General features: G+C 68.2%; 21 protein-coding genes (1 of these 21 running past the window's edge). 9 read left to right on the top strand and 12 right to left on the bottom strand.

The features are described from left to right. Positions 1 to 1,038, top strand: the 3' portion of a protein-coding gene (locus CD928_RS10115) for a lipopolysaccharide biosynthesis protein (protein ID WP_095386948.1). It extends 492 nt beyond the left edge of the window; 1,038 of the gene's 1,530 nt are visible here — the last part of the coding sequence; its start codon lies beyond the left edge, outside the window; the stop codon is at positions 1,036 to 1,038. Positions 1,039 to 1,082: 44 nt separating this feature from the next. Here CD928_RS10115 and CD928_RS10110 read toward each other — a convergent pair whose 3' ends face one another. Further along, entirely contained in the window at positions 1,083 to 1,508 is a 426-nt protein-coding gene (locus CD928_RS10110; RefSeq protein WP_095387375.1) for a CBS domain-containing protein, read from the bottom strand. A gap of 125 nt (positions 1,509 to 1,633) precedes the next feature. Here CD928_RS10110 and CD928_RS10105 point away from each other — a divergent pair, with 125 nt between their 5' ends. Both CD928_RS10105 and CD928_RS10100 read left to right on the top strand, forming a co-directional pair. After that, positions 1,634 to 1,936, top strand: coding sequence for a hypothetical protein (locus CD928_RS10105; protein ID WP_095387374.1), 303 nt, complete (start codon positions 1,634 to 1,636; stop codon positions 1,934 to 1,936). Continuing rightward, positions 1,933 to 2,328 (top strand): acyl-CoA thioesterase, encoded by a 396-nt coding sequence (locus CD928_RS10100; RefSeq protein ID WP_095386947.1) that lies wholly within the window; start codon positions 1,933 to 1,935, stop codon positions 2,326 to 2,328. The genes CD928_RS10105 and CD928_RS10100 overlap by 4 nt, the downstream gene beginning before the upstream one ends. A gap of 18 nt (positions 2,329 to 2,346) precedes the next feature. Here CD928_RS10100 and CD928_RS10095 read toward each other — a convergent pair whose 3' ends face one another. From CD928_RS10095 to hisS, 6 genes are all read right to left on the bottom strand, one after another. Beyond that, on the bottom strand, positions 2,347 to 3,930 hold the full coding sequence (locus tag CD928_RS10095) for a DUF4139 domain-containing protein (protein WP_255247105.1): 1,584 nt from the start codon (positions 3,928 to 3,930) through the stop codon (positions 2,347 to 2,349). Positions 3,931 to 3,940: 10 nt separating this feature from the next. Further along, complete coding sequence (locus CD928_RS10090; protein ID WP_095387372.1) at positions 3,941 to 5,332, bottom strand: DUF4139 domain-containing protein; 1,392 nt, start codon at positions 5,330 to 5,332, stop codon at positions 3,941 to 3,943. 76 nt (positions 5,333 to 5,408) lie between these two features. Then, positions 5,409 to 6,179 (bottom strand): DUF4167 domain-containing protein, encoded by a 771-nt coding sequence (locus CD928_RS10085; protein WP_255247145.1) that lies wholly within the window; start codon positions 6,177 to 6,179, stop codon positions 5,409 to 5,411. Between the two features lie 266 nt (positions 6,180 to 6,445). Next, positions 6,446 to 7,306 carry a peptide chain release factor N(5)-glutamine methyltransferase gene (prmC, locus tag CD928_RS10080; RefSeq protein WP_095386945.1) on the bottom strand — a complete coding sequence of 287 codons (861 nt, stop codon included), beginning with the start codon at positions 7,304 to 7,306 and terminating at the stop codon, positions 6,446 to 6,448. A gap of 36 nt (positions 7,307 to 7,342) precedes the next feature. Next, complete coding sequence (prfA, locus tag CD928_RS10075; RefSeq protein WP_095386944.1) at positions 7,343 to 8,413, bottom strand: peptide chain release factor 1; 1,071 nt, start codon at positions 8,411 to 8,413, stop codon at positions 7,343 to 7,345. Further along, positions 8,410 to 9,732: a histidine--tRNA ligase gene (gene hisS / locus CD928_RS10070; protein WP_255247104.1), complete on the bottom strand. Its 1,323-nt coding sequence runs from the start codon at positions 9,730 to 9,732 to the stop codon at positions 8,410 to 8,412. The genes prfA and hisS overlap by 4 nt, the downstream gene beginning before the upstream one ends. A 95-nt stretch (positions 9,733 to 9,827) precedes the next feature. Between hisS and CD928_RS10065 the strand changes: the two genes are divergently transcribed. Both CD928_RS10065 and ppa read left to right on the top strand, forming a co-directional pair. Continuing rightward, positions 9,828 to 11,765: a M61 family metallopeptidase gene (locus CD928_RS10065; protein WP_095386943.1), complete on the top strand. Its 1,938-nt coding sequence runs from the start codon at positions 9,828 to 9,830 to the stop codon at positions 11,763 to 11,765. A 218-nt stretch (positions 11,766 to 11,983) separates the two neighbouring features. Beyond that, the gene (gene ppa / locus CD928_RS10060) at positions 11,984 to 12,520 is read left to right on the top strand and encodes an inorganic diphosphatase (protein WP_095386942.1); all 537 of its coding nucleotides are present in this window, start codon (positions 11,984 to 11,986) and stop codon (positions 12,518 to 12,520) included. Between the two features lie 104 nt (positions 12,521 to 12,624). Here the strand turns inward: ppa and CD928_RS10055 are convergent, their stop codons facing one another. The 4 genes from CD928_RS10055 to CD928_RS10040 all read right to left on the bottom strand — a co-directional run bounded on the left by CD928_RS10055 (position 12,625) and on the right by CD928_RS10040 (position 17,331). Beyond that, positions 12,625 to 13,557, bottom strand: a complete 933-nt coding sequence (locus tag CD928_RS10055) for a mechanosensitive ion channel family protein (protein WP_095386941.1) — start codon at positions 13,555 to 13,557, stop codon at positions 12,625 to 12,627. Further along, positions 13,554 to 14,759: a cystathionine beta-lyase gene (gene metC / locus CD928_RS10050; protein ID WP_095386940.1), complete on the bottom strand. Its 1,206-nt coding sequence runs from the start codon at positions 14,757 to 14,759 to the stop codon at positions 13,554 to 13,556. Before metC ends, CD928_RS10055 begins: the two co-directional genes overlap by 4 nt. A 211-nt stretch (positions 14,760 to 14,970) precedes the next feature. Next, positions 14,971 to 15,813 (bottom strand): 3-mercaptopyruvate sulfurtransferase, encoded by an 843-nt coding sequence (gene sseA / locus CD928_RS10045; protein ID WP_095386939.1) that lies wholly within the window; start codon positions 15,811 to 15,813, stop codon positions 14,971 to 14,973. Positions 15,814 to 16,002: 189 nt separating this feature from the next. Further along, entirely contained in the window at positions 16,003 to 17,331 is a 1,329-nt protein-coding gene (locus CD928_RS10040) for a hypothetical protein (protein WP_095386938.1), read from the bottom strand. A gap of 109 nt (positions 17,332 to 17,440) precedes the next feature. Between CD928_RS10040 and queF the strand changes: the two genes are divergently transcribed. Both queF and CD928_RS10030 read left to right on the top strand, forming a co-directional pair. Beyond that, a complete protein-coding gene (queF, locus tag CD928_RS10035) occupies positions 17,441 to 17,911 on the top strand; it encodes a preQ(1) synthase (protein WP_095386937.1) in 471 nt (156 codons plus the stop codon). A gap of 94 nt (positions 17,912 to 18,005) precedes the next feature. Then, positions 18,006 to 18,416 (top strand): thioesterase family protein, encoded by a 411-nt coding sequence (locus CD928_RS10030; RefSeq protein ID WP_095386936.1) that lies wholly within the window; start codon positions 18,006 to 18,008, stop codon positions 18,414 to 18,416. An 11-nt stretch (positions 18,417 to 18,427) separates the two neighbouring features. On the opposite strand, the gene CD928_RS10025 is transcribed toward CD928_RS10030, so the two are convergent. Then, a complete protein-coding gene (locus CD928_RS10025) occupies positions 18,428 to 18,955 on the bottom strand; it encodes a septal ring lytic transglycosylase RlpA family protein (RefSeq protein WP_255247103.1) in 528 nt (175 codons plus the stop codon). 474 nt (positions 18,956 to 19,429) lie between these two features. On the opposite strand from CD928_RS10025, the gene CD928_RS10020 reads away from it, so the two are divergent. Both CD928_RS10020 and CD928_RS10015 read left to right on the top strand, forming a co-directional pair. After that, positions 19,430 to 20,998, top strand: a complete 1,569-nt coding sequence (locus tag CD928_RS10020) for a helicase HerA-like domain-containing protein (RefSeq protein ID WP_095387371.1) — start codon at positions 19,430 to 19,432, stop codon at positions 20,996 to 20,998. Then, on the top strand, positions 20,995 to 21,450 hold the full coding sequence (locus CD928_RS10015; protein WP_095386934.1) for a globin: 456 nt from the start codon (positions 20,995 to 20,997) through the stop codon (positions 21,448 to 21,450). The genes CD928_RS10020 and CD928_RS10015 overlap by 4 nt, the downstream gene beginning before the upstream one ends. The last annotated feature ends 12 nt before the right edge of the window (positions 21,451 to 21,462 follow it).

Here is a 21,462-nt window from a genome sequence, read left to right as displayed (position 1 = left end):
GTCAATCTCGCCGCGGCGCTCGCGGGCGCGGGCACCGCGCTCGGCTGCGCGCTCGCAGGATTCGGCGTCTGGACCCTCGTCTATGCACCGATCGCGCTGTTCTGGACGCGCGCGATCGGCCTCACCCTCGTCGCGCGGCTGCTCGTCTGGCCGAGCTTCAACTTCAAGGGCTGCGGTCAGATCATCGGTTTCGGTTCGGCGATTCTCTTCAGCCAGCTCTTCTGGCTGGTGCAGAGCCAGTCCGACGTCTTCATCGCGGGCCGCCGATTCGAACCCCATGCGCTCGGCCTCTATGCCGAGGCGCTGTTCCTCGCGCAGATCTTCATGGCGAAGTTCGTGCCGCCGCTCAACGAGGTCGCCTTCCCCGCCTATTCGCGAATCAAGGACGATCCCGCGGCGGTGCGCTGGGGGCTGATCAAGACGATTCGCCTGCTGATGCTGATCGCCGCGCCTTTTTATTGCGGACTCGCGGTGACCGCCGCGCCGATCGTCGAGACGCTGTTCGGGATGAAGTGGATCGGCATGGTCCCCTATATCCAGCTCATCGCGCTCGCGCTGATCTTCATGACGGTGCAGATTCTCTTCGCGCCGGTGAACAGCGCGCTGGGGCGGCCGTCGGTGTCGATGCGTGCGGCGCTTTGCGGCGCGATCCTCTTTCCCGCCGCTTTCCTGATCGGGGCGCAATGGGGGCTGATCGGCATGGCGTGGGCGTGGCTCGTCGCCGCACCGCTGCTGCTGCTCGTCACCGCCCGCCTGTCGGCGCCGCTGAACGGCGTGTCGCTGGCCGATATCGGGCGCGCGATGCTGCCCGGCCTCGTGCCCGCGCTGGTGATGGCGATCGCGGTCGGCTTCGCCGGCCAGGCGATCGCACAGATCGGCCTCGCCGCCCCGATTCGCCTCGCGCTGCTCGTCGCGCTCGGCGCCTTCCTTTATGGCATGCTCTTGTGGCTGCTCGAGCGCGAGGCGCTCGCCGAGGTGATGCGGCTCGTGTTGCGGCGGCGCGCTTCGGGCGAACCCGCCGATAATGTCGTGGCCTAGAGCCTCCTATAGAGGGTCAATCGCCCGCATCAGATTGATGAGCTCTACGACGCGATATAGTCGCGCATCGCCGCCGCCTCGGCCTCGATCATGTCGATGCGATATTTGACGAGGTCGCCGATCGACACGAAGCCGACGAGCCTGTCGCCGTCGACCACCGGCAGATGGCGGATGCGTTTCTGCGTCATCTGCGACAGCGCCCCGATCACCGCCATGCCCGAATCGCAGGTCACCGGCGATTTGGTCATCACCTCGTCGAGGCTGCGGTCGAGCGCGTCGGGGCCATAGGAGGACATCAGCCGGACGAGGTCGCGTTCGGAAAAGATGCCGACGATCGCATCACCCTCGACCACCGGCACCGCACCGATGCGATATTGCGCGAGCAGGTCGACCACCGCCCGCACCGAATCGGCGGGCCGCGCCGAAATCACCGGCCCCGTCCGCCCGTGCAAGATCGCTCCGATCGTCATATGCTGCCGCTCCCTCTGTCGCTTCGATATCGCGGGCATCCTACCATGATTCGCGGCGAAGCCGAAACGGCGCGGCGGCATTCGTCCTTGGCCTTCGCCTCCGCATGGTTCATGGAAGCGGCATCATGGTCAAACGCTCCCCCCTCGACGACGACGGCGCGTCGAAAATCGCCTGGGCCCGCTATCGCCGGTTGATGCGCGGCATGGCGATCGTCTCGCTGCTCGCGGTTGTCGGCGCGCTCGGCTATTTGCGCTGGTCGATGGGCGACGCGCTGACCATCCACATGATCATCGCCACCGCGGCGGGGGTCGGCCTGTCGGTGATGCTCGGCGCCGCGCTGATGGGCCTCGTCTTCCTGTCGAGCGGCAGCGGCCATGACGAGGCGATCGACGATCCGTTCAAGGACGATCCGGACCTGCAGCCATGACCGACGGCGTCCACAATCTGCCGCAGCGCTCCGACCCGATATTGCGCGTCGTCCCGGCACCCGCGGACATCAACAGCAACGGCCATATCTTCGGCGGCTGGGTTCTCAGCCAGATGGACATCGCGGGCGGCATCGTCGCGGCGCGGGTCGCGCAGGGTGCGACCGCGACGGTCGCGATCGAGGCGATGGAGTTCATCGCGCCGATCCTGCTGCGCGACATCATCTCGGTCTACGCCCATCTCGAAAAGCGCGGCCGCACGTCGATGGGCATCCGCATCGAGGTGATCGCGACGCGCGACCGCGGCGAGACCGAGGTCAAGGTGACCGAGGGCCTGTTCACCTTCGTCGCGCTCGACGAGAATCACCGGCCGCGCCCGCTGCCGCCAGCCTGAGCGGCAGCACCTCGCGAATCAATCGCCCTTCAGCCTCTGCCGAAAGGTCTGGACGAGGCTGTCGTTCGCCGGCACGCGCGTGCGCCACACCCACGCGCTGCCGCGCCGTTCCCAGCCTTCGGGCGTCGGGTCGAGCGCGAAGGGAATCAGCATTTCGACCTCGGCGTCAAAGGGCCGCGCGTTGGTCAGCGTCACCYCCCACCGCCGATAATTCTTGGGATCCGAATCGGGCAGGACGCGGACGCGGTACTGCACCGCAGGGCTCGCAGCGATGTCATAGTCGACGCGCTCGCCCTTCGCCTTGTCGCCGATCTTCGCCTCGCCGACGAGCAGCCGGCGGTCGCCGACCGATTCGAAGACGCTCGCCATGCCCGCCGGCAGCGCCACGCCCAGCCCGTCGGCCTCCTCGTTCCGCGCCCGCAACCGCAGGGTCAGCGGCAGCGGATGGCCGTCGCCGGATTGATAGAGCGTCGCGGCATAGAGCTGCTCGACCGGAACCCCGTCCTTCGCCAGCAGCGCGACCTGCTTCTGCCCTTTCGCCGACACGTCGACGCGGAAGGGGATGCGATAGAATTTGAGATCGCCGAGATCTTCGGGCGGCGGCGGCGGTGCGGGCGGCGGAGGTGGGGGCGGAGGGGGTGGTGGCGGCGCCATCGCATATCCGACGCGGCGCTGCGCCGTCACGGCGATCTCCTGCACCGCGTCGGCCGCCGCATCATCAAATTCGATGATCGGCGGCAGGTCCCAATAGGGATGGGTGCTCGTGTTATCCATCGGCCAGCATTTGAGGACGAGCGGCCCCGGCGTGCTGCGCGGCAGCGGCGGGCTGTAGACCTTGTTGAGCCGGCCCGCGATCACATTGAGCTGCGCGTTCGGAAAGCTCGTGACCCCGCCGTTGGCGACGGTGACCCAGCCGGTCAGCCCGACCGTCCGGCCGTCGGCCGCGCGGTCAGCGACATAGTTGGCGGCCCAGTCGAATCCTTCGGCCAGATACAGAAGCCGCACCGTCACCGTCCGCGCCGCCCGGCTGTCGACGAGCACCGACAGCGTCGGCTTCGCCGACAGATCCTTGGGCACGCGGGCATAGGTCATGCGCTCGGGCAACCCCGAGCAGCCGAGCGCCTCGAAGCCGTTCGCGGTCTCGAGGATCACGCCGCCGTTCGGCCCGGCCTGGATCACCGCTTCCTGCTCGACCACCTTGCCGGTCTTGAGGCTGGTACGCCGCAGCGTGACGCTGCGCTTCAGATAGGCGTCGACCAGCCCTGCGGGCGACAGCAGCCGCGCGTCGCGATTCTTCTCGACCACCCCATCGGGCAGGCCGTTCACGACCGCAGTTTCGGGAAGCAACCCCTCGGCGACGCCCTCGAAACGCAGCACCGAGGTCCCGGCGGGCAGCGTCACGGTGCGCGTCTCGGTGATGAAGGCGAAGCCCTGCGGCCAATTGGGGTTGATCGGCCCCGCGCCGCGCGACGGCGCGCGATAGACGGTGACCGCGACATCGTCGATTCGCGACGAGACGACGACCGCCGGCGCCTGCTGCGCCAGCGCGGGCAGCGGCGCCAGCAGCGCCGCGATGCCCAGCAGCAGCGGGAGGGCCCGCAACGCGCCGCCCTCAGTAACGCGTGTCGAAGGTGGCGGTGACGTCGACCTTGCCGTTCGCGGGCACCGGCACCTGCCATTCGACGCGGTCGGCCGACACGCGTTCGCTCTTCAGGTTTTCGTCGCCGATCCGCACATCGCCATAGAGGCCGTCCTGCGCGAGCAGCACCGTCACCGGCTCGGGCCGCGCGTTGCTGACCGTGTAGCGCATCCTGGTCACCCAGCGCGAATCGCCCTTGCGCGTGCGCGACACCACTGTTGGCTGCACCTTGACGTCGAAGGCATCGCCGGTGCGCAGCGACATCGCCGAGCCCATCGGCGTGTGGTCGATGCGATTCTCGCCGATGAACTGCGGATCGCCACGCGCGTCGCGCATATAGACGCGGATCGTGCCCGCGGGGAGCTGGTCGCCGAGCCCGCCCTGCTTCGAGGTCGAGAAGCGCAGCACGCTCGCGGTGCTCACGGGATCGGTGCTGCTGCCGAGCCAGCGGTTGACATATTCATAGGTCGAACGCGCGGGCGCGCCCTTCACGTCGAGGAAGCTCACCTGCTTCTGCTGCGCATTGGCGATCGTCGTGCGCGCGGCCAGCGGATAGAGATAATAATCGCCAAGCCGCTCGCGGTCGTTCGATTCGGTCCCGGCGCTATCCATCGACCCGCTGAGCTGGCGAAAGCCGCCTCCGCCGCCGGGATTGCCCGCGACGAGCAAGGTGCGCGCGTTGGTGTAGGTCGTGCCGGTCGAATTGGTCAGCGTCACCCACCCCTGGATGTCCATCGCGCCCTTCGCGGCGTCGAACAGCGCGACATAGTCGGCGGTCCAGCCGAGATTGGGAGTCAGGTAGGACAGGCGCGCCGGGACGGTGCCGGCGCTCGCCGCGTCGACGGTCACCGACAGCGTCGGGCGCGCGCGCAGATTGGGGGGCAGCCGGTCGAACACCGCGCGCACCGGCAGGCCGTCGTCGCGCAGCACCTCGATCCGGTCGCCGATCTGGAGCACGATGCCGCCATTGGCGGCGAGCACCTTCGCGCGCTCGGTCCTCTCGGCGCCGGTCGCGGGGTTGGTGCGGACGAGAGTGATCGTCTGCCCGACCGCCTTATCCATCAGCTTGTCGGGGGTTAGCAGATCGAAATCGAAATTCTGCTCGACGATCGAAAGCCCCGGCCCCGACAGCGTCACCGTCTCGGGCCGGATGCGCGCCGACACGTCGGGGAATTCGATGCGGTTGCGTCCAGCATCGACGGCGAGCTGACGGTCGTCCTGCACCAGCGACTGGCCGTTGTTGTAGATGGTGACCGCGACGTCGCCCTGCGCGCCGCCGCCTGCTTCCTGCGCGGCGAGAGGGAAAGCCCCGCCCAGCGCCGCAAGGGCGCAAAGCCCGGTCCAGACCCGTGTTCCTGCGCGCATCATCMCCCYCCCCGCCGATGTCCGTGCGGGAAGGCTATGTCATGTCCACGCCAAAAACCAGCGCGAAATGACGGGCTTATTCGGCGGCTTCGACCCCGGCGCCGCGCGCGGCGAGCGTGCGGCGCGGGCGGCGGGCCTTGGGGGCCGGCGCCGCGTCGCCGCCTTCGGGCTCGGCGGCTTCGGCGCTGCGGCCGATCGCCGGCGGCAGCACCGCGGTGTCGATCCCGGCATCGCCTTCGCCCTCGTCCTGCGGACGGGCGCGGCGCGGGCCGCGACGGTTCGCGCGCGGCGCGGGCGCCGCTTCCGCGGCCTCTTCGGCGTCGCCGGCTTCGGTGTCGCGCGGCTCGTCGCGCTCCTGGTCGCGGTCGCGGCGGCCGCGGCCCTGCTGCTGGCGATTGCCGCGATTGTCGTCCTCGTCGCGGCGGTCGCGTCCGCCCTGCTGGCGGCTATCGCGCTCGTCGCTGCGCTCGGTTTCGCTGTCGGTGTCGAGATCGCTGTCGTCGTGACCATCGAAATCCTCGACCCCGCGCACTTCGCGGCTACGGTCGTGGCTGCGTTCCTGGCCGTTCTGCGCCGCCTTTTCTTCCTGGCGGGCGCGGAAATCGCTGTGGACGCGGAAATAATGGTCGGCGAACTGCAGATAATATTCGGTCTGAACCCGGTCGCCGGAAAGCTGCGCGTCGCGCGCGAGATTCTTGTATTTCTCGATCATCTGGACGGCGTTGCCGCGCGCCCGGCTGTCGATCCGGTTCGCCTGGTCGACGCCACCGCGCCCACCCGACTGCGACCGGTTATTGTTGCTGTTGTTGTTGCGGCCGCGACGGCGACCGCTCTGCCGGTTGTTCATGTTCAACTGAAGCATCCTGTCGAAAAGCTATGCCAAACCCCTTTTGGCCGACCGCAACATTCGTGCGTCGCGCCCGCGCTTCGTGCGCGGCCCTTGCCCTCTACCGCTTGCGCGGGACCGCAGATCCCGCACAAGCGCCGTAAATGGGAAGCAAACCCGCCGGACCAGTATCGATGCACCAGCATCGCCAAAGGGACCCCGATCAGGTCTGTGAGCCGCCCCTAACGCGCTTTGAACGCAAAACCAAGCGATTTCTTGGCGGGCCGTTATGCCGCCGGGGTGAGCAGCAGGGCCCGGTCGCGGCCCGCGAGGTCCTGGCGGCATTGGGCCGCAAAACCCGCCGCTTCGGCCAGCGACCCTACCAACTTATGTTGCGTAGCCCCGATTTCAAGGACCGCGACCCCGCCGGGCGCGAGCAGAGGCGGCAAGCCGGGGATGATCCGCCGATAGTCGGCGAGCCCGTCGTCGCCCGCGAACAACGCCGCCGCGGGCTCATGATCGGCGACGTCGGGCATCAGCGCTTCGGAGGCGGTAATATAGGGGGGGTTGCAGAGAATGAGGTCGAAGGTCTCCGCGACCCCCTCCCCCCAGTCGCCGCGCCGGAATTCGACCCGTTCGGCGAAACCCAGCGCCGCCGCATTGCCGCGCGCATAGCCGAGCGCCTCCTCGCTCGCGTCGATCCCGACCCCGCTCGCGTCCGGCCATTCGGCGAGCGCCGCAAGCAGCAGCGTTCCCGGCCCGGTACCGAGGTCGAGGACGCGCTTCGGCCCCTCCGTTCCGAAATGATCGACCGCAGCCTCGATCAGCGTTTCGCTGTCGGGGCGCGGGATCAGCGCGCCGGGACCGACGCTGAGCCGGATCGTCCAGAAATCGCGGCTGCCGACGATATAGGCGACGGGTTCGTGCGCGAGGCGCCGCTCGACCAGCGCCGCGAATCCCGCCGGCACCGCGAAGCGCGAGGGATCGAGCAGCAGCGCCGCGCGCTCGACCCCCAAGGCATGCGCCATCAACAGCTCGGCATCGAGGCGCGGGGTGTCGGAGGTGGCGGCGAGCCGCGCGGCCGCGTCGCGGAGGGCGGCGCTGACCTCCGAGGGATAGGCGCGGCCGGAATCGTCGGATGCGGACATGCCCTCCCCTAACCCCTCCCGCGCGCGGGAGGGGAATTATTGTTCACCCAGCCCCGCCAGCCTTTGCGCCTGATCCTCGGCGATCAGCGCGTCGATCAGTTCGTCCATCGCGCCTTCCAATATCTCGGGCAGGCGGTGGAGCGTCAGGTTGATGCGGTGGTCGGTCACGCGCCCCTGCGGGAAATTATAGGTGCGGATGCGCTCCGAGCGGTCGCCCGATCCGACCATCGACTTGCGCGCCGACGCCTCGGCGCTGTGGATCTTCTCGCGCTCCAGATCATAGAGCCGCGCGCGCAGCACCTGCATCGCCTTCGCCCGGTTCTTGTGCTGGCTGCGCTGGTCCTGCTGGATCACGACGAGCCCGGTCGGAATATGCGTGATGCGGATCGCGCTGTCGGTCGTGTTGACATGCTGCCCGCCCGCGCCGCTCGCGCGGTAGATGTCGATCTTGAGGTCGGCATCATTGATCGCGACGTCGACCTCCTCGGCCTCGGGCAGCACCGCGACGGTCGCGGCGCTGGTGTGGATGCGCCCGCCGCTTTCGGTGACGGGCACGCGCTGGACGCGGTGCACGCCGCTCTCGAACTTCAGCTTCGCGAAGACGCCCTGTCCGCTGACCGACGCGACGACCTCCTTGTAGCCGCCGACCTCGGCCTCGTTCGCCGAGATGATCTCGACCTTCCACCCCTGCACGTCGGCGTAGCGGCTGTACATGCGCAGCAGGTCGCCCGCGAACAGCGCCGCCTCGTCGCCGCCGGTCCCGGCGCGGATTTCGAGCATCGCGGCGCGCTCGTCGGCGACGTCCTTCGGCAGCAGCTTGATCGCAAGGTCATGCTCGGCCGCGGGCAGCGCCTCCTCGACCGCCGCAATCTCCTCCTCGGCCATCGCCTTCATTTCGGGATCGGCGAGCATCTCGGTCAGCGCCGCGAGCTCGCCGCGCAAGTGCACGACCTCGGCCGCCGCCTTCGCGACGGGTTCGAGCTCGGCGAATTCCTTCGACGCCGCGACGAAATCGGCGGGCGCCATGTCCCCCGTCGCCATCCGGGCCTGCAAGGCGGCGTGGCGCTCGATGATGGCGTCGATCTGTCGTTCGGAAACGGAGGTCATTCCGCCGACCAGTTGTTACCGTCAATCCCTTCGAGCAGAAGCTTCCGCGTATATGTTGCTCCAGCCCGCGCGTCGCGAATCTCGGCGAGATTACGCCGAGCCTGTTGGCCGGAAGCAAGGTGACGAACGGTGATTTCTCCTTCGCGCATCTCGTCCTCGCCGATGATGATGGCGGCAACGGCACCCGACGCATCGGCGCGCTGCATCCGCTTCTTGAGATTCCCCCTAAAGCCCATGTCGCAGGAAAGGCCTTTGCGCCGCAGCGTTGCCTGTAGCTCGAGACAGAGCATTTCGGCCTCACCACCAACAGGGACCAAGACAAACTCCAGAAAATCCTGGGGCGTAGATTCGAGCAACATCCCCAGCCGCTCGATCCCCGCCGCCCAGCCGACCGCCGGCGTCGGCGGCCCGCCGAGCGCCTCGATCAGCCCGTCGTAGCGCCCGCCGCCGAGCACCGTGCCCTGCGCGCCGAGCCGGTCGGTGACGAATTCGAAGGCGGTGTGGCGATAATAGTCGAGCCCGCGCACCAGCCGCGCGTTGCGCTGCCACGCGACCCCGGCAGCGTCGAGACCCGAGGTGACCGCACCGAAGAAATCCTGCGCTTCACCGGTCAGATAGGCGTCAATGTCGGGCGCGCTGTCGGCCACCGGGCGGTCGCGCGGGTCCTTGCTGTCGAGGATGCGCAGCGGGTTCTTGTCGAGCCGCGCGAGGCTGTCTTCGGACAGGTCGCCGCGATGGCTCATGAAATGCTCGACCAGCGCCGCGCGCCACGCCTCGCGGCTGTCCGCGTCGCCGAGGGTGTTGAGCGTCAGCGTCACGCCTTCGGATATGCCGAGATCCTTCAGCAGCTGGTCGGCGAAGACGAGCAGTTCGGCATCGGCGAGCGGGCTGTCGCTCCCCAGCACTTCCGCGTCCAATTGGTGGAACTGGCGATAGCGCCCCTTCTGCGGCCGCTCGTAGCGGAACAGCGGGCCGTGCGTCGCGACCTTCAGCGGCGCGAACTGCTGCCAGCCATTGGTGATATAGGCGCGCGCGATCCCAGCGGTGAATTCGGGGCGCAGCGTGATCGATTCGCCGCCGCGATCCTCGAACGAATACATTTCCTTCGACACGACATCGGTCGTCTCGCCCAGACTGCGCGCGAACACCGCGGTCGGCTCGATCACCGGCACCTCGACGCGCTTGTAGCCATAAAGGCGGCGCACCCGCTCGAAGGTCTCGACGACATGCGCGAAGCGGTCGGCGAAATCGCCGAGCATGTCCTGGGTGCCGCGCACCGGCTGCGGCGTCGGGATTTTCGCGCTTTTGTCCTTGCTCATGGCGGCGGCGTCTACTGGCTTTTCGTCGAAACGCAAAGGGCCCTCGCAGAGCCCGCGCTGGACCTGCCGCCCTTTTCGCGGCAGTAACACCGGCCATGAAAAAAGCACCGTTCGTCGCAGCGGCCCTGCTGGCCGCCCCCCTCGCCCTCGTTTCCGCCACTTACGCGCAGGATGCCAACAGCCGGCCGCAGCCGGTCGTGCCGCCGCACAGCGTCCCGCTGCCCGCCGACAAGCCCTATCCGGGCACGATGGCGCTGAAGGTCGACGCGACCGACGTCGCGCGCGGCATATTTCACGTCCGCCAGACGATTTCGGTCGCGAAGGGCGGCAAGCTCACCCTCCTTTACCCCAAATGGCTGCCCGGCAAGCATGCGCCGCGCGGCGCGATCGCCGAGCTCGCGGGCTTCCGCCCGAGCGCCGGCGGCAAGCCGCTCGTCTGGACGCGCCAGCCGACCGACGTCTACGCCTTCGACGTCGACGTGCCCGAGGGCGTGAAGAGCATCGACGTCGCTTTCGACTTCCTGTCGCCGACGCGCACGAGCGAGGGCCGCGTCGTCGTCACCCCGGCGATGATGAACCTGCAGTGGGAACAGGTCAGCCTCTATCCCGCGGGATATTTCACCCGCGACATTCCCGTGCAGCTCGACGTGACGCTGCCCGAGGGGTGGACGGGCGCCGCCGCGCTCGACGGGCTGAAGGTCAGCGGCAACCGATACAGCTATGCGCCCACCACCTATGAAACATTGGTCGACAGCCCGATGTTCGCGGGGCGCTATTTCCGCAAATGGGACCTCGGTCACAATGTCACGCTGAACGTGGTCGCCGACGAGGCGCAATATCTGGAGGCGAAGCCCGACCAGATCGCGACCCACGCCGCGCTGGTCGGCGAGGCGGTCTCGCTGTTCGGCACCCGTCATTTCGACCGCTACGAATTCCTGCTCGCGCTGACCGACGAGCTCGGCGGCATCGGGCTCGAACATCATCGCAGCAGCGAGAACAGCAGCAAGATCGACTATTTCACCAAATGGGGCGACGGCGAGGTGCTGCGCGGGCTGCTGCCGCACGAATTCACCCACAGCTGGAACGGCAAATACCGCCGCCCGGCGAAGCTCTGGACCCCCGATTACCGCACCCCGATGCAGGGCAATCTCCTGTGGGTCTATGAAGGGCAGACGAGCTTCTGGGACATAGTCCTCGCCGCACGGTCGGGGATGCAGTCGAAAGACATGGCGCTCGCGCAATGGGCGACGAGCGCCGCGGGCTATGCCGCGATGCCGGGGCGGAGCTGGCGCTCGGTCGAGGATACGACGCTCGACCCGGTGATCGCCGCGCGCAAGCCCAAGCCCTTCCCGAGCTGGTCGCGGAACGAGGATTATTACAGCGAAGGCTCGCTCGTCTGGCTCGACGCCGACATGCTGATCCGCACCGCGACGAACAACAAGAAGAGCCTCGACGATTTCGCGAGAAGCTTCTTCGGCGGACGCGAGGGCGACTGGGGCGAGGTGACCTATGAGTTCGACGACGTCGTCCGGGCGCTGAACGCGGTCCACCCCTACGACTGGGCGACCTTCCTCCGCCAGCGGCTGCAGACGCCGGGACAGCCGGCGCCGGTCGGCGGCATCGAGCGCGCGGGCTATCGGCTCGTCTGGCGCGACACGCCCAACGCCTATGACAAGGCGCGCATGGCGATGTCGAAGGGCTATGACCTCACCCACTCGCTGGGGATGACGATCGACAAGGACGGCGTCGCGGGCGGCATCCTCTGGGACGGCCCCGCCTTCCGCGCCGACATCGTCAACGGGACGAAGATCGTCGCGGTCGACGGCGTCGCCTACAGCAAGGACCGGCTCGAAGCCGCGATCAAGGCGGCGGCCGACGGCAAGACCCCGGTGCGCCTGCTCGTCGAGCGCGGCGGGCGCTATCGCGACGTCGCGATCGACTATCATGGCGGGCTGCGCTGGCCGTGGCTCGAACGGACCGGCACCGGCCCCGACTGGTTCGACCGCCTGTTCGCGGCGAAACGGGCGCTTTGAGGTCACCCCTCCTCTTCTGAGGAGGGGCAGCGAGACTTGCGAGCTTTGCTCGTTAGTCGCAGCGGGGTGGTGCTGGAGGTCTTGCGCGCTACAGCGCGCCACCACCCCGAACCCCTCCTCTGAAGAGGAGGGGCTTTATTGCCGCTCCCCCTCGACTTTGTGCACCGCATGGGGCTAAGGCGCGCGCGATTTTCAAAACACACCAAAGGACATCTCCCATGCGCATCGACCTGATCCCGGCCGGCGATAATCCGCCCGACAGCCTCAACGTGCTGATCGAAGTGCCGATCGGCGGCGAGCCGGTGAAATATGAATTCGACAAGGCGTCGGGCGCGCTGTTCGTCGATCGTTTTCTCCACACCCCGATGCGCTATCCCGCCAACTACGGCTTCATCCCGCACACCCTCGGCGACGATGGCGATCCCTTGGACGCGCTCGTCGTCGCGCGCTCACCGGTGATCGCGGGCGCGGTGGTCAAATGCCGTCCGATCGGCGTGCTGATGATGGAGGATGACAAGGGCGGCGACGAAAAACTGCTCTGCGTCCCCGTCAACGCGACCTTCCCTTATTATGACAAGGTCAAAACCTACAAGGACATGCCCGAGATCGTGCTGCAGCAGATCGAGCATTTCTTTACCCACTATAAGGATCTCGAACCCGGCAAATGGGCCAAGCTCAACGGCTGGGGCGACGTCGACGATGCGCGGCGGATCATCGTAGAATGTATCGAGCGCGCGAAGACGAAGGGGGTCTAGGCGACCCTTCCCGTGTCATTGCGAGCGGAGCGAAGCAATCTCCTGCCACCGTTCTGATATGACGATAGCTGGAGATTGCTTCGCTCCGCTCGCAATGACGCAACTCAGGGGTTGGTCAGTTCGTCCCGCTCCCCCGCCTCCACCAGCCGCACATCCTGCCGCGGATAAGGCACGCGGATGCCCGCGGCCTGGAACGCGTCCCATATCCCCAGAAACACCTCGCCCTGGATATTGCCGAGCCCCGATTCGGGGTCCGATATCCAGTAGCGCAGCTCATGCTCGACCGCGCGTTCGCTGAAGGCGGTGATCCACACCGCGGGTTCGGGGTGATCGAGAATGCGCGGATTGGCCTTCGCGGTGTCGAGCATGATGCGCTGCGCCAGCCTGATGTCGCTGTCATAGGCGACCGGGACGCGCATCCGCACCCGCACCTCGCGGCTCGAATAACTCCAGTTCTCGACCGCCTGCGTCATGAGGAGCTCGTTCGGGATCAGATGCTTCTTGCCGTCGCGGGTGACGACGCTGACCGCGCGCACGCCGATCTTCGCGACGCGCCCGACATTGGGCACCCCGCCCAGCGTCGCCACCCCCATCGAGGCGGCGTCGCCAACGACGATCACGTCGCCGGGCTTGATCGAGCGGTCCATCAGCAGGATGATCCCCGCGATCAGATTACCCACCGTCTTCTGCAGCCCGAACCCGATCGCGAGGCCCGCGGCGCCCGAAAAGACGGTGAGCGCGGTCAGGTCGATGCCGAGCAGGTCGACGCCGAACAGCATCGCGAGGATGAACAGCGCGATCGCGATCAGCTTTTCGGTCAGGATCCGCTGCGTGTCGTCGATCTGCTTGTTACGCCGCAGCAGCCATTTGATCGCGCGCAGCACCAGCCGGACGCCGGCGTAGAGCAGCACCGCGACGACGAGCGTCGCGAACAGCGAATAGAGCGACAGCCGATAATCGCCGACGTCGAGCCCGATCGCCTTCATCGTCGCGATCACCTCCGCGATCCCGCTGCGCAGGCCGCTTTCGACGCTCATCCCGCCATCGCCCCGAAGCCGCGCCCGATATCGGCGATCAGGTCGGCGGGATCCTCGAGCCCGATCGACAGCCGGACGAGCGCATCGGGGTCGCTCCAGACGGTCGCGGTGCGAATCGTTCCCGGATCGCTCGGCACGACCAGGCTTTCGTAGCCGCCCCAGCTGAAGCCGATGCCGAAATGCGCCAGCGCGTCGATGAAGCGCGCGCGCGCGGCGTCGTCCGCGCCCTTCAGCGTGAAGCCGAACAGCCCGCTCGCGCCCGAAAAATCGCGCGACCAGATCGCGTGGCCCGCGTCGTCCAGCAGCGCGGGATAGAGCACGCGCCCGACCTCGGGCCGGTCGGCGAGCCAGGTCGCGACGGCGAGCGCATTCTCGCCGTGCCGCCGCATCCGCACGTCGAGCGTCCTGAGGCCGCGCAGCATCAGCGCGCAATCGTCGGGCGACACCGCCTGGCCGAGTTGATACGCCGCCTGCCGCAGCCGCGACCACACCGCCCCGGTCGCGGTGAGCGAGCCCATCATCGCGTCCGAATGACCGCCGACATATTTGGTGAGGCTCATCATCGTCACGTCGACGCCGTGCGCGAGCGCGGGAAAGAGCAGCGGCGTGGCCCAGGTATTGTCGAGCATCGTCAGCACGCCGCGATCGCGCGCGATCGCGGCGATCGCGGGGATATCCTGCACCTCGAAGGTCAGGCTGCCCGGCGATTCGAGGAAAATCAGCTTCGTTTCGGGCCGAATCAGCCCGGCGATCCCGGCGCCGACGAGCGGGTCGTAATAGGTGGTGGTCACGCCGTAGCGTTTCAGCATCCCGTCGCAGAACAGCCGCGTCGGCTCATAAGCGCTGTCGACCATCAGCAAATGATCGCCCGGCGCGAGCAGCGCGAGCAGTCCCGCCGAAATCGCCGCGACGCCCGAGGGATAGAGCAAGGTCCCCTCCGCGCCCGGCTCCATCTCGGTCAGCGCGTCGGCGAGCGCCCACACTGTCGGCGTCCCGCGCCGGCCGTAATAGAGCTTGTCGTGGGTGGCGCGTCCGCGCGCCTTCAGGTCGGCGATCGAATCATAGAGGACGGTCGAGGCGCGCCACACCGGCGGATTGACGACCCCGCCGCCGAGCCGCGGGTCCCCCGTCCACTCGGGCCGCCGCCCGCCCTGCACCAGTTTCGTCGCGGGGCGGAGGCCTTGATCATCGCTCTTGCTCATGCCCGCCTTGTTAGCGGAGCGCGGCGCAAAATCCAGTGGCCGGCGCCTCCCGGCCCGCGCAGCGGGCCTTCATATTTCACACAAAGACACAAAGAGGGCAGCTCGTGCGCGAACCCAGCGCGCATGAACTGCCCTCTTTGTGTCTTTGTGTGAGTCAAAAATAGCGCTGCGCGCGAATGGTCAAACACCTCCCGCGCTTCGCGTCACTGGCTCAGGCCGTGCCGGTCGCCTTGGGCGTCGCCGGATCGGCACCCCATTCGGTCCAGCTTCCGTCATAGACCGCCACATCGTCCTTGCCGAGCAGATGCGCGCCGAACGCGACCACGGTCGCGGTCATGCCGGTGCCGCAGGTCGTGACCAGCGGCTTGTCGAGGTCGACCCCCGCGGCGTCGAACGCGGCCTTCAGCGCGTCGCCCTGCTTCCAGGTGCCGTCGGCGTTGAACAGCGCGCTGTGCGGCAGGCTGACCGAGCCGGGGATATGGCCGGGTGCGACGCCCGGACGCGGGTCGCGCTCCTCGCCGGTGAAGCGCGCCGCCGGGCGCGCGTCGACGACCTGCTCGGCTGTGTTCGCCAGATTCTCGAGCATCTGCTCCTTGGTGCGTACCGCCTTCGCGTCGCGCCACACGGTGAAGTGGCGGTGGCGCAGCGTCTGCTTGCCCATTTCGAGCGGGCGCCCCTCGGCCTTCCATTTGGCGAGGCCGCCGTCGAGCAATGCGACGTCGTGCGCGCCGAACAATTTGAGGAGCCACCAGGCGCGCGCCGCGCTCTTCAGCGGGCTGTCGTCGTAGATCACGATGCGGCTGCCGTCGCCGAGCCCCAGCGACTGCATGCGGCTCGCGAATTTCTCGGCCGGCGGCGCCATATTGTCGATGTCGCTGTTCGCGTCGGCGAGCTCGGCGAGGTCCATGAACACCGCGCCCGGAATATGGCCCGCCTCATATTCGGCGCGCGCGTCGCGGCCGGCATCGGGCATGAATTTCGTCGCATCGACCACCCGCAGGTCCGATGCCCCCAGTTCGCGTTCCAGCCATTCCGTTGACACCAAGGCGTCCATGTCATGCTCCTGTTACGACCCGCGGGGAACCTTGTTATCCTGTCCCTCCGTCGGCCATCCTGCTGCGGCTTTGCTTTCCCGGGGAAGACGATCAGCCTATGCCTCCACCGGCGCTTTTTCAAGCGCACGGCTGCTGTGCCCCAGCCGATGCTGCGCTGCAACAGAAAAGGGTCGAAAAGCCTGAAACGGCTAGAGTGCGCGCCGCATCGCGGTCGCGCGCGCGGCGGGACGATCGACGGCGTAGGAGGGCCGGTCGAGCGGCAGCGGCGCCAGCTTGTCGCCGGTCCCCGGCGCCGGTCCCCGGCCGAGGACGAAGGTGCCGGCGACCTGCCCGAAGGCGTCGGCGTCCCCTTCCCAGTGATAGGTGACGTCGAAGACGAGCACCGGCACCAGCATCGGCTTGCCGCCGATCATCAGCGGCTCGACGCTGGCGCGCGGCAGCATCACCTCGGTCGTCAGCGCCTCGCTCGCCCCGGGGGCGAGCGAGATGTCATCGCGCAGCACGCTGCCTCCCGCGCCGTCGAAGAAGCGCATCACCACCCCTTCCTGCATCGCCGACCCCTGGTTGAGCGCGATGCGCACCATCAATCCGGTCGCCGCGACCGACCCGCGATTCGCGAGGTCGAGCACGAAGCCGACGACGAGATTCTCCGGCGTCATGCGAATCGCCCGCACGTCGAGCGTCATCGCGACCTCGGCGCGCTGCTCGGCGGCGGCGCGCGTGACGAGCGGCGGCGGGGCGGCCGGAGTCTCGACGGGGCGCGGAGCCTCGGCGGGACGCGGCGGCGGTGCGGCGGGGCGGACGGGCGGCGTGGCGGCGCGCGGCACGGGGGGCGATGGCGTATGCGGCTCGATGGGCTCGTCGGACACGCCGCCTGCGAGTTGGGGGCGTCGCCGCCAGTACCAGACGCCGGCCGCCGCGGCCGCCAGTACGGCGAGCAGCCAGGCCCAGACAGGGGTGCCACCATCGGACCCCGTCGCCGGCACCGCGGCGACATCGTCGACGGTCGAAGGCGCCGGGCTGCTGCCGGCGACCGGTGGCGACAGATCGGCCGACGAGGACGGCGCAGATACCGCGCCCGTCGGCGCCGTGCCCATGGTCGTGGGGGCCGCTGCGACCGGCGCGCTGTCGGGCGTGGCACGCGTTGGCGCCGGCGCGGCCGGCTCGCGGCGCGATGGCGCGGGCGCGGGAGTCGGGGTCGCGCGCGTCGGCTGGGTCGGCACGATGCGCGGCGCGGCCGGCTGTGGCGCGGGAGTCGGCACGCCGCGCCGTTCGCCCGGCGCGAGCGGCGCCAGGCCGTTGTCGGCGGGACCCTGCACCCCCGACTGACGGCCGTCGTCGGCAGGGCGCAGGCGGAAATCGCTCAGGCCGCCCGGCGCGGGAGTCGGGGCGGGCGCCGGCGTCTCCGTCTGCTGCGCACGCGCGGGCGCTATCCCGCCCGCGGCGAGCGCGAGCGCGAGCGCGATCAGCGGCAAGCGCGCCGCTTTGCCTGTCCGACCGAATTTCGTCTTCGTCATTCCTTGCCCAGGGCCCGATCGTTCCATCCCGTCCGCGCCTTGAACGGGCGCTGAACCCGGCCGGTCATCGACGGATGACATGGGCCGCGCGCCGCACTAGACGGTTTCCATGAGTGATTCCAGCCATCCCCCGCTCGCGCCCAAACATCTCGGCCAATCGAGCGAACTTCCTGCCTCACCCGAAGCCGCGGTGCTCGACTATGTGCCGAATCCGCGCGGCGGCGAACTGTATCTGGTGCGCTTCGCCGCGCCCGAGTTCACCTCGCTCTGCCCGGTGACCGGCCAGCCCGATTTCGCGCACCTCGTCATCGACTATGCGCCGGGCGAGACGATCGTCGAATCGAAGAGCCTCAAGCTCTTCCTGTCGAGTTTCCGCAACCATGCGGGCTTCCACGAGGATTGCACCGTCGGCATCGGCCGGCGCCTGTTCGATGAGATGCAGCCCCGGTGGCTGCGCATCGGCGGCTATTGGTACCCGCGCGGCGGCATCCCGATCGACGTCTTCTGGCAGTCGGGCCCGCCGCCCGCCGACCTGTGGCTCCCCGACCAGGGCGTCGCCGCCTATCGCGGACGAGGCTGAGCGTCACCTCTGCGAAAGCGGGCGACGAGAGAAATACTGGCTTTTCGCAACTTTCATCTTTCCGTCACACTCTGTTGACACTAGTGTCAACGTCATGACCGCCGCCGCGACCCCGCACGACCACGACATCACCGTCGGAGCCGACCAGATCGACTTCATGGGGCATGTCAACAACGCCCATTATCTGAGCTGGGTGCAGGAGGCGGTGCTCGCCCACTGGCGCAAGATCGCGCCGCCCGAGGCGGTGGCGCAGCATCTGTGGGTCGCGCTGAAGCACGAGATCACCTATCGCCGCCCCGCCTTCCTCGACGATCGCGTGATCGCGACGGTGATCCTCGAAAAGGTGCAGGGCGCGCGCGCCTTCTACGAAACGGTGATCAAGCGCGGCGAGGAGGTGCTCGCCGAGGTCAAGTCGAGCTGGTGCTGCATCGACGCCGAAACGCTGCGCCCGGCGCGCCTCGCAAGCGAGGTGGTCGCGCGCTTCTTCCCGAACGAAAAAGTCTAGCGTCGCGGCCGTCAGCGGCCCTCGGCGGAAAGCCGCATCCGAAGCTGCTGCAACTCGCGTTCGGGCACGCGGCCGAGCGAGGCCGCGGGCTTGCCGTCGCGAAGCCGCTTGCGGTCCTTTTCCGAAGGCTCGACCCGCCGCACGCGCACCGGCGCGTGCCCCTGCGCCTTGATACCGAGTTCCTCCGCCGCGCCCCGCGACAGGTCGATGATTCGCCCGCGCGAGAATGGCCCGCGGTCGTTGACCCGCACGATGATCCGCCGCCCGGTGTCGAGCGCGGTCACCTCGACATAGGTCGGCAGCGGCAAAGTCATGTGCGCGGCGGTGATCCAGCCGGGGCGGAATTTCTCGCCGTTCGCGGTCCGGTTGCCCGATTCATTCCCGTACCAGCTCGCATAGCCGAGCGCGTCATAGGCCGGCGCGGCGGCGGGCACATAGGTGGTCCCGCGCACCGAATAGGGCTTGCCGATCCGCACCGGCGCATCGCTGACCGGCCGGAAATTGCCCCCGGCGCAGGCCGACAGCAACAGGGCCGTCATGCCTACGCTCGCCGATCGGATTGTCGAACCCCGCCGCATCGGGGCGACCGTAGATGCGGAGCGCGCGGGGATAAAGGGGGTATGGCGGGTTTGGGGTGGGAAGTGGACGTTTCCCCTCTTTCGTCATCCCGGACTTGATCCGGGATTCATTCACGCAGTGTTTGAGCCAATGGATCCCGGATCAAGTCGGGGATGACGATGAAGGAAGCGTTGCGTTTCTATCGATCAGCCTCTCGTGTACCCCGGCGAAAGCCGGGGTCCAGAGCGTAACCACGCGGCGCCGGCTTTCTACCGCCCTGGACCCCGGCTTTCGCCGGGGCACACGTCGAATAGGCCGCAATCGGTCGATTTCCGGTCGTTAGCCCTCATGCGGCCGGGTTTGCCGATTGCCTCCCATGTCCCCCCGCTCTAGACCTTGCGGCAGGTTTTCAGAGTGGAGAATGGACAGTGAGCGAAGGCAGCGAAGCGACTGAAATCTATCTCGGCCTTGGCGGCGGCGGTGCGGCCGACGGGCCCCGCCAGTCGCTGGTGCTCAAGCGCGCGAACCGGCACGGGCTGATCGCGGGGGCGACCGGCACCGGCAAGACCGTGACGCTGCAGGGTCTCGCCGAAGGCTTCTCGGCGGTCGGCGTGCCGGTGTTCGTCGCCGACGTGAAGGGCGACCTGTCGGGCATCGCGATGGCGGGCAGCCCGACCGCGAAGACGCACGAAGCCTTTGCCAAGCGCGCCGCCGAGATCGGCGATACCGGTTGGGCCTATCGCGACAATCCGGCGATCTTCTGGGACCTGTTCGGCGAGCAGGGCCATCCGATCCGCACCACCATCTCCGAAATGGGACCGCTGCTGCTCGCGCGGCTGATGGGGTTGAACGAAGTGCAGGAGGGCGTGCTCGCGATCGCGTTCAGGGTCGCCGACGAACAGAATATGCTGCTCCTCGACATGGGCGACCTGCAGGCGATGCTCGCCTGGTGCGCCGAAAATGCTGACGAATTGACCACGAAATACGGCAATGTGTCGAAGGCGACGGTGGGCACGATCCAGCGCCAGCTCCTCAGCCTCGAAAGCCAGGGCGGCGACCATTTCTTCGGCGAGCCCGCGCTCGACATCATGGACATGATCCGCTGCGACGATCAGGGCCGCGGTTATGTGAACGTCCTCGCCGCCGACAAGCTGATGGCGAGCCCGAAGCTCTATGCGACCTTCCTGCTCTGGCTGCTCTCCGAGATGTTCGAGACGCTTCCCGAGGTCGGCGACCCCGACAAGCCGAAGCTCGTCTTCTTCTTCGACGAGGCGCATCTGCTGTTCGACGACGCGCCGCCCGCGCTGACCGACAAGATCGAACAGGTCGTCCGCCTGATCCGCTCGAAGGGCGTCGGCGTCTATTTCGTGACGCAAAACCCGATCGACGTGCCCGAGGCGGTCGCGGGCCAGCTCGGCAACCGCGTTCAGCACGCGCTGCGCGCCTTCACCCCGCGCGACCAGAAGGCCGTGAAGGCCGCCGCCGAAACCTTCCGCCCGAATCCGAAGATCGATGTCGCGCGCGAGATCACCGAATTGAAGGTCGGCGAGGCGCTGGTGTCGCTGCTGATGGCCGACGGCGCGCCGTCGCCGGTCGAGCGCACGCTGATCAAGCCGCCCTGTTCGCGCTGCGGCCCGCTCGATCCGAAGGAGCGCGCGATCATCCAGTCGATCTCGCCGGTCGCGGGCAAATACGACACGGTGGTCGACCGCGAGAGCGCCGAGGAACTGCTCGCCGCCAAGGCCGAACAGGCGCAGGCCGCGGCGGTCGAGGCGAAGGCGAAAGAGGAAGCCGACAAGCAGGCCGCGATCGCCGCCAAGGAAGAGGCGAAACGCAAGGCGGCCGAGGAGCGCGTCCGGCTCCAGCAGGAACGCGCCGCGGCGCGCGAGGCCGCGAAGCCGAGCATGGCCGAAAAGATGGTCCAGTCGGCGGCGCGCTCGGCCGCGACGAGCATCGGGCGCCAGATGGCGGGCAAGCTCGGCGGCCAGCTGATGCGCGGGATATTGGGCAGCCTGTTCAAATGAGCGATGATGGCGATGCCGCGCTGATGGAGGCGAGCCTTATGGCTGTCGCCGACGCCGGCATCGACATCCGCCACCTATTGTTCGAGCGCTTCCTCGCCGCTTACCCCGAACGGCGCCCGGCCTTTCTGAACCTCGACGCCGCGTCGCGGCGGATGACCGACGAGACGCTGCAGATATTGTTCGGGCTCGCGGCCGGCGAAGGCTGGGTCTGGCCGCTCGTCGCGGAGCTGGTCGTGACGCACCGCAATTACGGCGCGCTGCCCGCCGACGAATATGATGCCTTCGTCGACCTGACGATCGACGAGCTCGGCCGTGCCGCCGGGACGGCATGGACCGTTGCGCATGCTGCCGCCTGGCGGCGGCAGGGCGAGGCGCTCAAGGCGATGATCCGCCGCGCGCTCGCCGAATGGCGGAGCGCGATGCCCGGCGGCGCGGCCGCCGCCCCCGCCTGAGCGAAGGCGGCG

It is taken from the genome of Sphingopyxis sp. GW247-27LB (assembly GCF_002277025.1).
GTDB lineage: Bacteria > Pseudomonadota > Alphaproteobacteria > Sphingomonadales > Sphingomonadaceae > Sphingopyxis.
Note: the sequence above shows the minus strand (reverse complement) of the source record. Positions and strands in the feature narration are given on the sequence as shown.

Excerpts from the sequence above, each read along its gene's own strand:
- CD928_RS10065 (WP_095386943.1), top strand. The coding sequence starts at position 9,828 with ATGAAAAAAGCACCGTTCGTCGCAGCGGCCCTGCTGGCCGCCCCCCTC.
- CD928_RS10090 (WP_095387372.1), bottom strand. The coding sequence starts at position 5,332 with ATGCGCGCAGGAACACGGGTCTGGACCGGGCTTTGCGCCCTTGCGGCG.
- prfA (WP_095386944.1), bottom strand. The coding sequence starts at position 8,413 with ATGACCTCCGTTTCCGAACGACAGATCGACGCCATCATCGAGCGCCAC.
- CD928_RS10030 (WP_095386936.1), top strand. The coding sequence starts at position 18,006 with ATGACCGCCGCCGCGACCCCGCACGACCACGACATCACCGTCGGAGCC.
- queF (WP_095386937.1), top strand. The coding sequence starts at position 17,441 with ATGAGTGATTCCAGCCATCCCCCGCTCGCGCCCAAACATCTCGGCCAA.
- prmC (WP_095386945.1), bottom strand. The coding sequence starts at position 7,306 with ATGTCCGCATCCGACGATTCCGGCCGCGCCTATCCCTCGGAGGTCAGC.
- CD928_RS10015 (WP_095386934.1), top strand. The coding sequence starts at position 20,995 with ATGAGCGATGATGGCGATGCCGCGCTGATGGAGGCGAGCCTTATGGCT.
- CD928_RS10040 (WP_095386938.1), bottom strand. The coding sequence starts at position 17,331 with ATGACGAAGACGAAATTCGGTCGGACAGGCAAAGCGGCGCGCTTGCCG.
- CD928_RS10025 (WP_255247103.1), bottom strand. The coding sequence starts at position 18,955 with ATGACGGCCCTGTTGCTGTCGGCCTGCGCCGGGGGCAATTTCCGGCCG.
- CD928_RS10055 (WP_095386941.1), bottom strand. The coding sequence starts at position 13,557 with ATGAGCGTCGAAAGCGGCCTGCGCAGCGGGATCGCGGAGGTGATCGCG.
- sseA (WP_095386939.1), bottom strand. The coding sequence starts at position 15,813 with ATGGACGCCTTGGTGTCAACGGAATGGCTGGAACGCGAACTGGGGGCA.
- CD928_RS10100 (WP_095386947.1), top strand. The coding sequence starts at position 1,933 with ATGACCGACGGCGTCCACAATCTGCCGCAGCGCTCCGACCCGATATTG.
- CD928_RS10105 (WP_095387374.1), top strand. The coding sequence starts at position 1,634 with ATGGTCAAACGCTCCCCCCTCGACGACGACGGCGCGTCGAAAATCGCC.
- ppa (WP_095386942.1), top strand. The coding sequence starts at position 11,984 with ATGCGCATCGACCTGATCCCGGCCGGCGATAATCCGCCCGACAGCCTC.
- hisS (WP_255247104.1), bottom strand. The coding sequence starts at position 9,732 with ATGAGCAAGGACAAAAGCGCGAAAATCCCGACGCCGCAGCCGGTGCGC.
- CD928_RS10110 (WP_095387375.1), bottom strand. The coding sequence starts at position 1,508 with ATGACGATCGGAGCGATCTTGCACGGGCGGACGGGGCCGGTGATTTCG.
- CD928_RS10085 (WP_255247145.1), bottom strand. The coding sequence starts at position 6,179 with ATGAACAACCGGCAGAGCGGTCGCCGTCGCGGCCGCAACAACAACAGC.
- metC (WP_095386940.1), bottom strand. The coding sequence starts at position 14,759 with ATGAGCAAGAGCGATGATCAAGGCCTCCGCCCCGCGACGAAACTGGTG.